Genomic DNA, 14,171 nt, shown 5'->3' with positions numbered 1-14,171 from the left:
ATCTATTATCAAAATAAAGTTACCACTAAAAGAAAGCGTTGTCAATTATTTTATGTGTAAAAGTTGAATGCAGTAGGTTTTCATTGATTTTTTAATTTATAGTCACCTTACGACGAGTTATTTAGAATAACATTACGAGAGATAATCTTGTAACAAGTCTTCTGGTTATTTATAGATAAACTAAAAACCCCTGATCTCGATTTGAAGTCAGGGGTTTTTAGTAAGGTTGTTACGAATTATTTGTTCGTTTTATTTATTGATAGCCGTTCGTAACTTTATTTGACAGCGATGCAGTGCGTTTTGTACTTTCCTTAATGTGATATCTAATTCTTCCGCGATCTCACTTCGAGTGTGTCCCTCAATAAAAAGGAAAAAAACTTCCTTTTCAAAAGGAGACAATTCAATTAAATAGTTGCTGTAAGTTTCTCGTGCTATAGCTACTTCTTCTGGAGAGGTAGAATTGGATGAAGTTCCTTGGACATGAGGGCCTGCTTCTTCAATTAGTTCATCTAAAGAGGTCGTTTCCAGGTGTACTTTTCTTTTATTTGCATGATTTTTCCTTAACAGTCGATTAAAACAATTCGTTAAGCACATATGATAATATCGAAGAAAAGGCATTTCTTCATTAATATCATACGCTTCTGCGGCTCGTAATAATACGCCTCTTGCTTCTTGTAAGAGGTCTTCTTTTTCGTATTCTGGAAAAAAATACCGATTAACCACACTATACGTTATCGGCTCACTTACTTTCACTAAACGCTCAAATGGATCTTCTTTTATGCTTTGTATAATCATGACTAGAAGTTCTGGTATGTTTAAATGACCAACACCCCTCATTTGGATAGTCCTTTCGTTAACTCATAATTCATAACAACAAAATCCTTATATGTATTATGATCGCACAAATTACTTAAAATTGAAAGCGTTATTACAATTATTTGTATAAAAATTCACATTTTTAAAATACGATTAAGCACCAGCAAGGTAAGACGCTGGTGCTTCCGTTATAGAATTCTAATGAGAGAATGTATTTTTAGTCACATGTTCGATAATGTCTTGAGCGACGGTATTGATTTCAATATTTTCTACAATTAAATCTGTATAGGGAGGCGGCACCAATTCATTGGTTCGTTGACTGAAAGTAATCCGTTCATCGATTTCTTCCTGCGAGTCCCCTCTTAGTTTCATTCGGCGAACCATTTCTTCTTCGCTAATTTGAACGAACACAATAAACACCTCTTTTGGGAAAGCTTTCTTTATGGCTTTTGCACCATTTCGATCCAAAGAAACATGTACATAGTCATATTTTTCTAATTTATTTTTCACTTCCGCTTTGGTTAAGCCATAACGATTGTTGTTATAAACCGTTTGCTCGATGAAATACTCGATTTTCATTTCATCAAAATCTCTAAAATAATAATCGATTCCTTCTATTTCACCGGGACGAGGTTTTCTTGTGGTGGTGGTTGTTAAGCGATGAATGCCATGTTTTGAAAGAACTTCTCCAATGGACGTTTTTCCGCTACCACTTGGGCCTACTAATACAATAATTGTTTTTCCTGCCATCCAGTACAGTCCGCCTTTCTTAAAACGTCGTCTTTGTTTTTAGTTTGCTGTCTTGTCCTTGCGCAATAAAGTCATGCTTATCTTTATCAGGAACCATTGACCCTCCGGTGCCCCAAGCGATATGTGTGGCATTAGGTAGTTTGTCTTTAAGTTCATAGTTTTTTAAATAAGCTTTGCCCGTTTCTGTATCTAACAGTTTAAACGGACCGGCTAAGCCAGCTACTGCTGCGGGTTCTAAGAAAATATTTTCTTGTTGGTATAAGTTTGTAAGGAGAGCATTGAATGATTCATCTGTTAGTGTATAGCCTCCGCTGAAATTATGATTCATCAGTTTAGCTACTAAAGCAGAAGTTCGAGGAACGGCTAAGCCATCCGCTATTGTTAAACTTCCTAAGCCAAAATCGTTTACATTAACTTGATCAAATTTCTGTGTTTCTAATCCTAAAAGCATGCTGGGCATTTTTGTAGGTTCTGCAAAGAAACAATGTACATGGTCACCAAACGCATGCTTTAAACCGAACGTGATACCACTGGGAGAACCGCCGATTCCACAAGGAAGATAAACAAATAAAGGATGGTCTGCATCTACTTGAATGCCTTCTTGTGCTAATTGTTCTTTCATACGGTAACCACCCACTGTATAACCTAGGAAGAGTTCTTCAGAGTGTTCGTCATCAATAAAATAACTTTTAGGGTCTGCTTTTGAAGCAGCTCTTCCTTCTTCTACAGCTTTAGAAAAGTTTGTGGTGTGTTCAACCACTTCTACTTCGCGTTCTCGAAGATAATTTTTCTTCCAAGCTTTTGCTTCTTCTGACATGTGTACAGTGACTTGGAAGCCGAGCGCTCGACCCATCGCACCGACGCTGATGCCTAAGTTCCCGGTGGTTCCAACGGTTAGATTGTATTTCGAAAAGAAAACTTGAAATTTTTCACTCATAAAGATTTCATAATTTTCTTCTGTGCTTTTTAGTAAATCGGCTTCAAGTGCTAAAGTTTCAGCATACTTTAATACTTCATAGATGGCTCCACGCGATTTAATGGTGCCGGATACGGGCAGTAAATCGTCTCGTTTAATGTAAAAATCTCCGGGAAGATCTGTTTGATAGGTATGGGATAGCCATTTTTTCATGGTTGGAATAGCCGTGATTTCAGACTCTAAGAGGCCTTCTCGTTCTTTTGTCTCTGGGAAGGCGAGTTGAATAAATGGGGCGAACCGATGGAAACGGTCTTCCACTTCTTGGATGTCCGTGAAGGTATACGGGGCTTGGTTGAGTGCTTCTTCTGTTTTTGACAACCGAGGATTGACCCAAAAAGTTTCTTCTTCATTTTTTACTTGTTCTAAAATTTTCGAGGTAACTACATGTTTTTCCACAAATTCTTCTCCTTATAACTTATCTTAAAAGCGATGTTTTAGCCATTGTACCATAGAATATATCGAGGAATAAATAAATTACTGGAAGGTTTGTGGTTTTTTCATTTTTCTGAAAGAGTTCTTTGAAAAATGATGAAATTCAGGTTAATAATCGTTATACTAGCTTCACAACTTATATTATATATGGAGGGATTAAATGGAACTGTTAACATCAAAAGTACTCGATGTCTGTACAGGGATTGGACGATTAATGCTAGAGAATGGTGCAGAAACCTATCGTGTAGAAGACACGGTATATCGCGTGGCCGTTAATTACGGGATGCAGGGTGTGAGTGTCTTTTCGGTTCCTACTGCCCTTATTATTACTGTTCAGGGTCCGACGGGTGAAGAGTACACGAGGCTACACCGAATAACTGAACAGAAAAGTAATTTAGGTGTTGTCGCCGAAGCAAATGAGCTTTCTCGTCGAATTGCAAAAACGGATTTAACACCAAATGAAGCTTTATTGGAGCTTGACCGTTTGAATCGTATGGAGTCTTCTTATAGTCCTTTTGAGGAGTTTTTAGCCATTGCTTTTATTTGCGGATTTTTTGCGATTTTATTTCAAGGAAATTTACATGACTTAGTCGCAGCAGCCATCACGGGAAGTATTGGATATATGGTATTTTTATATTCTAAAAAATTAACGAATATTCGTTTTTTTAGTGAGTTACTGGGTGCGTTGACGATTGGGTGGGCGGCTTTAATTTTAACGAACTTATCAATAGGTCATGATGTTAATGTTATTATTGTAGCTAGTATTATGACGTTGGTTCCTGGTAAAGCTATTACAAATGGGATTCGTGATTTGATGGCGAGTCATTTTATTTCAGGAGTGAGCGTACTTGCAGATGCTCTATTAACGGCTGCTGCAATTGGGATTGGAATTTCAACGGTCTTATCTTTCATTTGATTCGAGGAGGGAAAATAAATGTTTCTTGATTTTATCATACAGTTTGGCTCAAGTTTTATTACAGCATTCGGCTTTTCAATTTTATATAATATTCCACGAAAAAAAATTATCCCTGCTGGAATTACTGGAGCAATTGGTTGGACGGTCTATTTCTTTTTAACGGCTTACTTATCGACGGCAGATTTTTTGGCTACAATTACTGCTTCTTTCACTATTGCGTTTGTCAGCCAAATATTGGCTCGAGAATTTAAAACACCTGTTATTATTTTTACTTTACCCGGACTTATTCCGCTTGTTCCCGGAGAAGCCGCTTATAATATGATGCGTGCCTTTGTCGAAGGACAAACCGTTCTTGGTGTCGAATATGGGACAGTTACTTTTTTGACAGCAGGTGCCCTAGCGCTTGGCTTATCTATTAACGGTGCGGTTTTCCAGTTGTTTTCTTCAAGAGATCTCTTCAAACGCGGAACGAAGTATGTGCCATAAGCAACCTTTAAAATTAAATAATATAGAATGTTTACTTGTCTCCTATTACTTATACTGAGGTGGGGACAAGTTTTTTTATTGCCATCTATTTCATAAAATAACTAAACATTGATTTTCTCTTTAAAACATTTGCTATTTTATTTCAATGAGTGTATGATTAAAAACAATTCATAAATGGCGAAGAAAAGAAGAGTAGTTTTTGACTTATAGTAAGAGAGACGTTACGGTGGGTGCAAGTAACGATAAGTAAAAACGAACCACATCTTGGAGCTAGGCATCGAAATAAATAATAAAAGTAGATGTTCTCGTGCGCGAGCGTTAATCGCATACGTTTCTAGTAACGTTTTGAGGCAAACTGCGTGAGCGTTTTGCAAATTTAAGGTGGAACCACGATCCATTTAATCGTCCTTTACCCCATATTTTATGAGGTAAGGGACTTTTTTGTTTTCCCCTTAAAATTACACATTTTCGATTGACCGAAAGGGTTGATGCATAATGGACGACCATTATCATAAACATATTATTTTACAATTTTATAAAATGAACTTAATGACAAGAAGACAGCATTTGATTTAACTTTCAGAGACATCACGGGTGGTGCGAGTGATGATTTAACAAATGCTCCACATCTTGGAATGAAACATTGAACTTCTCAGTAGATGTTTCCGTTAGCGAGCGTTAATCGCTTGGCGTCTTTGACGCTCTGAGGCAATTTGCGTGAGTAAATTGTAAAAAAAGGTGGAACCACGTTTAGTTATCGTCCTTTCATTTCTATTCATTAGAAATGGAAGGACTTTTTTTATTTGCAGATACTTATTAGGAGGAATTAAAAATGAAAAAATGGATTCAACGACTTATCCCTTTATTTTTGACTCTTGGAGTCATTTTATTAAAAACAGAAACGACACAGGCAGCGGAGCGTTCAAAGGATGAAGCAAACCCAGATGGGAGCGAAACATTGGTGATTGGTTTAGATGATACCTTTGCGCCGATGGGTTTTCGAAATGAACAAGGAGAATTGGTCGGTTTTGATATTGATTTATCAGCAGAAGTTGCCAAACGACTGGATGTTCATTTTGTTTATCAGTCAATTGATTGGAGCGTCAAGGAGCAGGAACTGAATTCAGGCAATATTGACATGATTTGGAACGGTTATGGCATCACCCCCGAGCGCGAGGAATTAGTGCAAATGACCGACCCTTATATTGAAGATACCCAAATTATTGTCACCCGAGCAGAGGATGATCCAATTGAAAACTTAGAGGATTTAAAAGGAATGACCGTAACTACGCAGTCTTCCTCAACAGCTTTACAAATTATGGAAGCCGAATGGCCGAAAGAAGTGTTGGACGGCTTAGACGATCTTATTTTGTATCCAAATTATAATAATTCTTTCCTTGATTTAGATGCCGGCCGAGTGGATGCCGTTGTCGTTGGGGGAGTTTATGGAAATTACGTCGTCAATCTTCGTGGCGAAGAAAATTACAATGTCTTTTTAGATACAAGCGCCGTCGAACCCATGGCTGTAGGTCTTCGAAAATCCGACTCTGAGCTAGTGGAAGCAATCAATCAAGCGTTCGAACAAATGAAAAAAGATGGAACATACGAAGAGATTTACACCAAGTGGTTTGGAACAGGTGGTGCTTCAGTAAAAGAAGAGAGCATCCTTGAAAATATGCTGCCTAGTTTAAAAGAGGGATTAAAGCTGACCCTAGGATTATTTGCGATTGTCTATTTAGTCAGTATTCCTTTAGGTTTACTTTTCGCCATTCCTCGTGCATTCGGACCTAGTTGGATTAAAGCATTGATTGAAGTCTATGTCTTTGTGATGCGCTCTACTCCACTACTGTTGCAGTTAATGGTTGTATTTTTCGGTCTGCCCTATTTAGGAATTAGTTTTAACCGATTCCCAGCAGCTATTTTTGCTTTTATTCTTAATTATACCGCTTATTTTATTGAAATTTTTCGCGGAGGGTTTGCGGCTATTTCGCCTGGGCAATATGAATCCTTGAAAGTTTTAGGGATTGGAAAAGTTCGTGGATTTTTCCGAATCATTATACCGCAAGTTTTAAATAATGTTTTACCTGCTATAGGAAATGAGATTATTGCTTTAGTGAAGGATACTTCGCTGGTTTATGTCATCGGATTAGGTGAAATCTTGCGTGTTGCTTCAATTAGTGCAAATACTTACGCTTCATTGATGCCCTATCTCATTGTCGGCGTCATTTATATGGTAGTCGTTGGTATCGTAACAATATTTTTACGCCAAGTAGAAAAGAAAATTGCTTATTAAGGAGGCTTTTAAATGAGTTTAATCGTAGAAAATTTATCAAAAAGTTTTAATAATCAACCGGTGATCAAAAATTATCATTTAACGATTGATGAAAATGAAATTGTAGCATTAGTTGGGCGTTCTGGCACAGGTAAAACAACTTTTTTGCGCTTAATTAACAATTTAGAACTGGCAGACCAAGGAACTATTCAAATGAATGACGATTCTCTAGTAAAGGATGGAGCTTATGTTGGGAAAGTCGGCCAACGAAATTATCAAAATCGAATGGGTATGGTCTTTCAAAATTATGAGCTTTTCCCAAACTTAAGTGTGTTAGAGAATTTACTGGAAGCTCCTCTTGCCCAGAAACTGGGCTCAAAAGAAGAGCTAAAAGACAGAGCTATGGAATTACTGAATTCTATGGAAATTGTGGATAAAATTGATGCAATGCCCAGCACTTTATCAGGCGGACAAGCGCAGCGTGTGGCCATTGCTCGAGCCATGATGTTAAGTCCAGACATTTTATGCTTTGACGAACCCACTTCCGCTTTAGACGAAGAGTCAGCTAAAAATATCGGAAAATTAATACAAACAATCGCCCAACAAGGGACTGGAATATTAATTGTAACGCATGACAACACCTTTGCTAAAAAATATAGTACACGTATTATAGCATCCGAAGATTTTCTATAAATACGAGTCAGATTGTAGTTTTTAACCGCTGAATGATTTTACTTTTTAAAATCCTCACCGCCTAAAAGTGACGTTTCGCTTTCACGATTAAAATCAGCCATTTTATCGGCGCTCGCGTGCCGGCGACTCCCCCCGCACGTGAGCGAGTCGAGCTCGCGTGCGGGGAACGCCTTCCAAACGTGAGCTCAATATTTTTCGTGCCGCTCGCGTGCCGACGACTCTCTCTGCACGTGAGCGGGCTGAGCTGGTACGCGGGGAGCTTTGTCCGCACGCGAGCTCTTTTTTCTTAAAATAAAAAAGCATTCCCATCTAAAAAGGAATGCTTTTTGTTTCATTGATTTATTTGTCATTTAACAAAGCTTGGTTCGCAGTGATGATTGAAAGTTTGTAGACATCTTCTTCGATACATCCGCGTGATAAGTCAGCGATTGGTTTATTTAATCCTTGTAGGATTGGACCAATGGCTTCAAATCCACCTAAACGTTGAGCAATTTTGTAGCCAATATTCCCGGATTGTAACTCTGGGAACACAAAGACATTCGCTACCCCCGCAACATCTGATTCAGGCGCTTTTTGTTGCGCAACAGTTGTATCAAAGGCACTATCAAATTGTAATTCCCCATCTAAAGCTAACTCAGGAGCATTTTCTTTCGCAATTTCTGTTGCTTCACGTACTTTATCCACCATTGGGCCTTTACCAGAACCTTTAGTAGAAAAGCTCAATAAAGCGACTTTAGGGTCAATATCAAAAATTTCTGCAGTACGTGCACTCTCAACCGCAATTTCTGCTAATTGCTCAGCATTTGGATCTGGATTAATCGCACAGTCAGAGAATAAGAAACGATCATTTTTACGTAACATAATAAAAGCTCCGGATGTCAAGTTCACACCAGGTCGTGTTTTAACAATTTGTAGCGCTGGACGGACAGTATCACTTGTTGAGTGAATGGCCCCAGAAATAAGCCCATCGACAACATCCATATAAACAAGCATGGTTCCAAAGTAGTTCACATCTTGTAACATTTCACGTGCTTGCTCTTCCGTTGCTTTCCCTTTACGACGTTCAACAAAAGAAGCCACCATTTCGTCATATTTGTCGTAGTTTTTGGGATCATGAATTTCAATATCCGTTAAATCAAACCCTTGTGCTTTTGCTGATTCATTGATTTCATCAGGATTCCCTAATAAAACAGGCTCCAATAAATTCTCACGTTTCAGACGAACAACCGCTCCCAAAACTCTTGGATCCATAGCTTCTGGGAAAACAATACGAATATCTTTCCCAGCAATTTTACTTTTTAATGCATCAAACATAATTAACCTCCAATAAACTCTTTATACCTCTATATTACCAAGAAAACGCCCACTTTTAAACTCCTTCTGGCCTCTATTATTTAAATATTTGTATAATCCTCGTGTTCTCAGTTCAATTTATTCTTTTCCCCTTCGGAAATACGACTCAATGGCTGCTTTGCTTTTCTTTCATCTATATTTTGATATACTAAAAGCAGTGCGAAATTTAGGAGGAGTACAATGAGTAGATTTGAAGTGGTGGTTAAAAATGTAACCCCACCTAAAACAGATGGCTCAAATCAGACCGTTCTGATTACAAAAGAAACGGCAATGGAAAGAAAAGAAAAAATTTTATCTTTAATGAAAGAAAATGGCTTTAGTTCACTCATTATTTATGCCGATAAGGAACACGGAGGAAGCTTTGAATATTTAACGGGTTTTATTCCGCGATTTGAAGAGGCTTTACAAATTTTGAATGTAGATGGAACAAGTACTTTAATATTAGGAAATGAAAACTATAATAAAACCAAGCATGCTTTAGTGGAAAGCAACGGGATTCTGTGTCCACTCTTTTCACTACCCAACCAACCGATGGGGAATTTCCGTCCGGTTGAATTTTATTTAGGACAAGCAGAGATTGACCAAACAGAGAAAGTAGGCTTAGTCGATTGGAAACTATTATCTAATGATTTTGAAGATTTTCATTCAAAGAGTGCCATGCCAGCATTTATTATTGAAGGTCTGAAGAAAATGGTTCCTGAAAATAAACTAGTTAATGCTACTCAACTTTATATCGATCCCGAAAAAGGAGCTCGTGTGACAAATAACGCCAATGAAATCGCCCGCTATGAATATGGAGCTTCCCTTGCTTCAGATTCGATTTTAACTGCGATGAACACCCTTAAAGAAGGTATTTCTGAACAAGAAATCGGAAACTTATTACAGGCCGATGGTCAATTACCGAATGTTGTGACGATTGCAGCCTTTGGCGATCGGTTTAAAAATGCGAATATTTATCCTTTAAACACAAAGCTTGAATATGGCAACAAAGTCGCCATTACCAACTCCCATAAAGGGGGTCTTTCAAGTCGTTCCGGATATGCGGTACGAAATGAAGAAGACTTAGATAAAGTCGATGAAAACTATTTAGAAGACGTTGTAAAACCTTATTTTGCTGCTTATAATTTCTGGTTTGACCATATAGAAATTGGAAAACATGGTGGCGAATTCTATGATGAATTCAATGCTTTTTACTCTCAAGAGCAGTTTGGATGGGAACTGAATCCAGGTCATTTAACCGCGGATGAAGAATGGCTAGCTTCACCCTTTTTTAGTGGTTCCGATAAAACAGTCCAAAGTGGGATGATCTTCCAAGTGGATTTCATTCCCAACCAAGAAGGACACCATGGCGTATCTGCTGAAAGTACCGTAGCGATTGCGGATGAAGCTTTAAGAAAAGAAATTGAAGATGAGTATCCAGAATTATGGGAAAGAATTCAAAATCGACGTCAGTATATGCGAGATGAGTTGAATATCGAATTGAAAGAAGAACTATTGCCGCTATGTAGCACACTTGCTTATTATCGTCCCTTCTTCTTAAATCCAGATAAAGCACTCGCTTTGAAATAAATTTAAATCTCTTATTATAAAAACTAGCACCCTTCTTTTATCGAAGAGTGCTAGTTTTTATTTTATCCTGTGTATTCTTGTTCGATTTGATTCAGCATTTCTTTAAATCTTTTTTTCTTCAAAAGGCCCCATATAAATCCAACGAATGCATCATTTATTTTTTGTAAATAACCGTTTGAAACAATATTTTCTGAATAGCGAAGTTCAGAAGTCTGCTCATCTACTGAGCGGACTTCATATTTTACAGAAATCGTGTTTTTATCAGTATGAGTACTATAAGCGTACACTTGACCTCTTACATATTTTTCGATATGAATGGTAGCCTTATTATTTTTTGAAAATTCTTTAACGTATTCAAAATTTGTAAACTCATCTTCCGTTAATTTCTTTCCTGTCTGAGCTAAAATATCTGACTGAATCGATTGTTCAAAAACATCAAACAGATAATTTATCGGGACATTTAATTTTTTTACTACTTCCATAAGTTACTTCACCTTAATTTCATTGGTCTATTTACAATTTCTTATTTAAAAACGACTTTTTATTATAAATCCTCAGAGGCTTCTTCGAGAGAAGTAGCTTCCATCTTATTCGCTGCTATAACAAACGGTGTCCAAATAGCAAAGGAAACGATCATTGCGACTAGCGTAACAATTGGTGCTCGCCAATCTGCCCCTGTTGCTAAGAACGACATCAAGAATGGCGGTGTGACCCAGGCCACTTGCACGGAAACTGGATTTACTAAGCCGAAGTATGTTGCAAAGTATCCAATAGCTACTGAAATAACTGGAGCTATTAAGAATGGGACAAACAGCATCGCGTTTAGGACAACAGGCATACCAAATAGCATAGGTTCATTAATGTTGAAAATACCTGGTCCAACAGATAGTTTAGCAACCGTTAGATAATCTTCTCGTTTTGAGAAGAGTAAGATAGCTAAAACTAAGACGAGTGTTCCTCCTGAACCACCAAACCATGAATACGCATCAAAAGAACCACGAACCCAGAGATAACCTTCATCAATAACGGCTTTCATTCCACCATTTTGGAATAAGTTTACGTTTTCAAGTTGTGCGATTCCAAATACACCTTCTAAAATTGGAGCTAAAACGTTTGGTCCATGAATACCAAAGAACCAGAACAACTGAACAAATAAAGTAGTGATTGCTACTGCTCCAAATCCTTGCGATAAGCCTAATAAAGGCAATGCAACAGTCTCTTGTAACCAGTCTAAGAACGTTAAATCTGGAACGATTAAAGAGAAGACCCAATAAAAGATGGCGATCGCATATAAAGCAACTGTTGCGGGAATAATCGCGGCAAAGGCCTTAGATACTGCTGGTGGGACGGAATCAGGTAACTTGATTGTAATATCTGCTTCCATTAATTTAATATAAATCATGGTCGATACAAAACCAATAATCATTGCTGTGAAAAAGAAATTTCCATCTAAATTACTGAGAGGAAGCCAACCCCATCCATTTGCGGTCAGACTATCTGTAGTCGCTTCCCAACCGGCTTCATTTAAAACATCCATTGACGCTTGATCTAAACTTAAACCTTCGACTGCACCTGAAAATGAGAATTGAATTCCAGCAATTGAAGCGGCTGTTGAAACAATTCCCCCTGCGAGCTCGTTTACCTTATACGCCCGAGCTAAATTATATCCCCAAGAAAACACGAAGATTAATCCTGCGATTGCTAGTGTCCCATTCCACACATATCCGTTAATTGTAATAATCTGGCTGATGACAGGAATTGTTGTTCCATCATATCCTTCAATAAAATCAGGTGGAAGGTCTCGTAAAATCGCATTTAACATAACAGCAACAGAACCTGCCATTGTTGCAGGAAGTGTCCCAATAAATGCATCTCGTAAGGCAACTAAATGTTTTTGTGCACCCATCTTACTTGCGATAGGCAATATATATTTCTCTAGCCACGAAGTTAATTTTTCCATGGTCATATCCTCCTAAAATAAAATTAAATTTAATATTAGTACATACTTCTATAACTACTATTTATATCCTTCTTACCTCACCTCTTTCAATAATATTTAGTAGTTACAAGATTTTTAAAAATATTCGTTAAACAATAATGCAGCTGCGCCAAGCAGAGTAGCATCATCATCTAATTTTCCAACTAAAATATTTACTTCATCTCTCAACTTATGAGTCAACGCTTTTTCCCGAATATTTTTTAAAAGGATTGGCATTAAAAATTCTGCGCTTCTCATCACGCCACCGCCTAAAACGATGGTATCAGGATTTTCTGTATTAATGAGATTAAGCAAACCGATTGAAAGATAGTAACCTGTCTCTTCTAATACCCGTATATAGTCTTCATTTCCTTCTACAGCGTAATGGTAAACATCTTCGGCTGTAAGAGAATTGGGTGCATGGTTGATTTGTTCTTTAGCTCTTTTTACTATACTTCCGCCAGACACAAAGGTTTCAAGACAACCTCTATTCCCGCAAGTACACAAATCACCACCTACAGAAATCACAGTATGTCCAATTTCTCCTGCTACGTATTGCGGGCCGTGAATAAGTTTTCCATTCACAACTAAACCTGAACCTACACCACGTCCCACATTAATCGCACAAAAACGGTTCACATGTTCAAAACCACCAAACCAAAACTCGCCTAATGCTAAGGCTCTTGAATTATTCTCCAACTTCACTTCATAACCAAATTCTTTTTCAAGTTCGGATTTCACTGGAACGTTCTTTAAGCCAGAATTAGAGGAGTAGTAAGAAATACCTTCTTCTATATTCATGACTCCATGCATAGCTACTCCGATTCCTATGATTTTATCAGGCTGAACGGTTTCATCTTCTAATAAGGTTCTAATAGTTTGTATCATTATGTTTAAAAAAGGTTCACTATCAATAGTTTTTGGAATTTTGTTTTCAGAACGAAGAAGAGCGTGTCCATAAATATTACAAACGGCCGCTTCGATCGTGTTTGATCCAGCATCTACTCCAATCACATAATAGCCGTCCTCATTTAGATGAAGCAAAGTCGGCTTTCGCCCACCACTCGATTCTCCTAAATGGCTTTCTTTCACAAAAAATTCTTCGATCAATTCCTTCACTATATTGGTTACAGTAGGTGGCGTTAAGCCTGTTTCTTTTGCGATATTCGCTCTTGAAATAGGACCGTGTAATCGAATTTTATTTAAAACAGCTTTTTTATTTACTGATTTCATTAACTGAAATGATCCGCGCACCTGTCATCACCTCTCCAAAAACAAATATCAATCATAAACCTCTATATGAAAATTCTCTCGAAACTTAGTTAATTAATTTAACCTGAATAATTCATACTTCTAAATTTTTCGATTAAAAATACATTTTTTGTTGTAATATTGATTTGGTTCTAAAATTTATATATTTTTTTGGATTTTACAGAAAATTTTTATTGAGATTCAATTTTTAGGAGCTAAACACTTATTTTTGGGCGCACGAATCCCTAGGCACTGGATATTTTTTTGAAAAATGATCTGTTAAGTATAACATCGAATCCGTTGGATTCGCCTAAAGACGGCGTAAAATTCTGCTTGGTAGACATGTGAACTAGAAAGTTTTAAATATAACCGTCTTGCTGTATTGACTAACTTTCCGGCTACTTTGAATAAACGAAGACGAATGGTATTTATTTGAAGGTTCTTCCAGTTCTTTTCAAAACAGATTGTGCGCATGAAATTGATAATATTATAAGCGATCACACTAATCATCATACGCGCGTGATTTTCGATGAACCGTGGACTATCTGTCTTGTCAAAATAGAAGCCGTTTTTGGCTTCTTTGATGTAATTTTCCATAGTTCCTCGCTTATTATAAGTTTCAAATACTCTTTTCGGTACGATATTTTCTGAGAAACTCGTAATAATAAATGTATGATTA

At 37.4% G+C, this 14,171-nt stretch carries 13 protein-coding genes and 2 other annotated features; of the genes, 5 read left to right on the top strand and 8 right to left on the bottom strand.

Translation table 11 applies throughout. The features are described 5' to 3' along the window. Nucleotides 1-249: 249 nt before the first annotated feature. The 3 genes from BUB96_RS03945 to BUB96_RS03935 form a co-directional block, all read right to left on the bottom strand. Complete coding sequence (locus BUB96_RS03945; protein WP_073296749.1) at nucleotides 250-837, bottom strand: RNA polymerase sigma factor; 588 nt, start codon at nucleotides 835-837, stop codon at nucleotides 250-252. A 177-nt stretch (nucleotides 838-1,014) separates the two neighbouring features. Then, a complete protein-coding gene (locus BUB96_RS03940; protein WP_073296747.1) occupies nucleotides 1,015-1,566 on the bottom strand; it encodes an AAA family ATPase in 552 nt (183 codons plus the stop codon). 19 nt (nucleotides 1,567-1,585) lie between these two features. Beyond that, nucleotides 1,586-2,938: a D-serine ammonia-lyase gene (locus BUB96_RS03935; RefSeq protein WP_073296745.1), complete on the bottom strand. Its 1,353-nt coding sequence runs from the start codon at nucleotides 2,936-2,938 to the stop codon at nucleotides 1,586-1,588. Nucleotides 2,939-3,134: 196 nt separating this feature from the next. Here BUB96_RS03935 and BUB96_RS03930 point away from each other — a divergent pair, with 196 nt between their 5' ends. From BUB96_RS03930 to BUB96_RS03915, 4 genes are all read left to right on the top strand, one after another. After that, nucleotides 3,135-3,890, top strand: coding sequence for a threonine/serine exporter family protein (locus BUB96_RS03930; RefSeq protein WP_073296743.1), 756 nt, complete (start codon nucleotides 3,135-3,137; stop codon nucleotides 3,888-3,890). Between the two features lie 18 nt (nucleotides 3,891-3,908). Beyond that, nucleotides 3,909-4,376 (top strand): threonine/serine exporter family protein, encoded by a 468-nt coding sequence (locus tag BUB96_RS03925; protein WP_073296740.1) that lies wholly within the window; start codon nucleotides 3,909-3,911, stop codon nucleotides 4,374-4,376. A 171-nt stretch (nucleotides 4,377-4,547) separates the two neighbouring features. Then, nucleotides 4,548-4,789, top strand: a binding site (T-box leader). A gap of 127 nt (nucleotides 4,790-4,916) precedes the next feature. Further along, nucleotides 4,917-5,144 (top strand) — a binding site (T-box leader). A 64-nt stretch (nucleotides 5,145-5,208) separates the two neighbouring features. After that, complete coding sequence (locus BUB96_RS10665) at nucleotides 5,209-6,669, top strand: ABC transporter permease subunit (protein WP_073296738.1); 1,461 nt, start codon at nucleotides 5,209-5,211, stop codon at nucleotides 6,667-6,669. Between the two features lie 12 nt (nucleotides 6,670-6,681). Then, nucleotides 6,682-7,341, top strand: coding sequence for an amino acid ABC transporter ATP-binding protein (locus BUB96_RS03915; RefSeq protein WP_073296736.1), 660 nt, complete (start codon nucleotides 6,682-6,684; stop codon nucleotides 7,339-7,341). Between the two features lie 339 nt (nucleotides 7,342-7,680). Here BUB96_RS03915 and pta read toward each other — a convergent pair whose 3' ends face one another. Continuing rightward, on the bottom strand, nucleotides 7,681-8,655 hold the full coding sequence (pta, locus tag BUB96_RS03910; protein ID WP_073296734.1) for a phosphate acetyltransferase: 975 nt from the start codon (nucleotides 8,653-8,655) through the stop codon (nucleotides 7,681-7,683). A 219-nt stretch (nucleotides 8,656-8,874) separates the two neighbouring features. Between pta and BUB96_RS03905 the strand changes: the two genes are divergently transcribed. Then, a complete protein-coding gene (locus tag BUB96_RS03905; protein WP_073296732.1) occupies nucleotides 8,875-10,263 on the top strand; it encodes a M24 family metallopeptidase in 1,389 nt (462 codons plus the stop codon). Between the two features lie 62 nt (nucleotides 10,264-10,325). Here the strand turns inward: BUB96_RS03905 and BUB96_RS03900 are convergent, their stop codons facing one another. The 4 genes from BUB96_RS03900 to BUB96_RS03885 form a co-directional block, all read right to left on the bottom strand. Then, entirely contained in the window at nucleotides 10,326-10,745 is a 420-nt protein-coding gene (locus BUB96_RS03900) for a DUF3284 domain-containing protein (RefSeq protein ID WP_073296730.1), read from the bottom strand. Between the two features lie 62 nt (nucleotides 10,746-10,807). Continuing rightward, nucleotides 10,808-12,223, bottom strand: coding sequence for a PTS sugar transporter subunit IIC (locus tag BUB96_RS03895; RefSeq protein ID WP_073296728.1), 1,416 nt, complete (start codon nucleotides 12,221-12,223; stop codon nucleotides 10,808-10,810). Between the two features lie 114 nt (nucleotides 12,224-12,337). Then, on the bottom strand, nucleotides 12,338-13,474 hold the full coding sequence (locus BUB96_RS03890) for an ROK family transcriptional regulator (RefSeq protein WP_073296910.1): 1,137 nt from the start codon (nucleotides 13,472-13,474) through the stop codon (nucleotides 12,338-12,340). A gap of 297 nt (nucleotides 13,475-13,771) precedes the next feature. Further along, nucleotides 13,772-14,171 (bottom strand): transposase (locus BUB96_RS03885; RefSeq protein ID WP_143274273.1); only part of this gene is annotated, 400 nt, incomplete at its 5' end.

Source organism: Atopostipes suicloacalis DSM 15692 (genome assembly GCF_900129085.1).
Classification (GTDB): domain Bacteria; phylum Bacillota; class Bacilli; order Lactobacillales; family Carnobacteriaceae_A; genus Atopostipes; species Atopostipes suicloacalis.
The sequence above is the reverse complement of the archived record's forward strand: the minus strand, read 5'-3'. Positions and strand labels throughout refer to the sequence as shown.

Excerpts from the sequence above, each read along its gene's own strand:
- BUB96_RS03945 (WP_073296749.1), bottom strand. The coding sequence starts at position 837 with ATGAGGGGTGTTGGTCATTTAAACATACCAGAACTTCTAGTCATGATT.
- BUB96_RS03940 (WP_073296747.1), bottom strand. The coding sequence starts at position 1,566 with ATGGCAGGAAAAACAATTATTGTATTAGTAGGCCCAAGTGGTAGCGGA.
- BUB96_RS03930 (WP_073296743.1), top strand. The coding sequence starts at position 3,135 with ATGGAACTGTTAACATCAAAAGTACTCGATGTCTGTACAGGGATTGGA.
- BUB96_RS03925 (WP_073296740.1), top strand. The coding sequence starts at position 3,909 with ATGTTTCTTGATTTTATCATACAGTTTGGCTCAAGTTTTATTACAGCA.
- BUB96_RS10665 (WP_073296738.1), top strand. The coding sequence starts at position 5,209 with ATGAAAAAATGGATTCAACGACTTATCCCTTTATTTTTGACTCTTGGA.
- BUB96_RS03915 (WP_073296736.1), top strand. The coding sequence starts at position 6,682 with ATGAGTTTAATCGTAGAAAATTTATCAAAAAGTTTTAATAATCAACCG.
- pta (WP_073296734.1), bottom strand. The coding sequence starts at position 8,655 with ATGTTTGATGCATTAAAAAGTAAAATTGCTGGGAAAGATATTCGTATT.
- BUB96_RS03905 (WP_073296732.1), top strand. The coding sequence starts at position 8,875 with ATGAGTAGATTTGAAGTGGTGGTTAAAAATGTAACCCCACCTAAAACA.
- BUB96_RS03900 (WP_073296730.1), bottom strand. The coding sequence starts at position 10,745 with ATGGAAGTAGTAAAAAAATTAAATGTCCCGATAAATTATCTGTTTGAT.
- BUB96_RS03895 (WP_073296728.1), bottom strand. The coding sequence starts at position 12,223 with ATGGAAAAATTAACTTCGTGGCTAGAGAAATATATATTGCCTATCGCA.
- BUB96_RS03890 (WP_073296910.1), bottom strand. The coding sequence starts at position 13,474 with ATGAAATCAGTAAATAAAAAAGCTGTTTTAAATAAAATTCGATTACAC.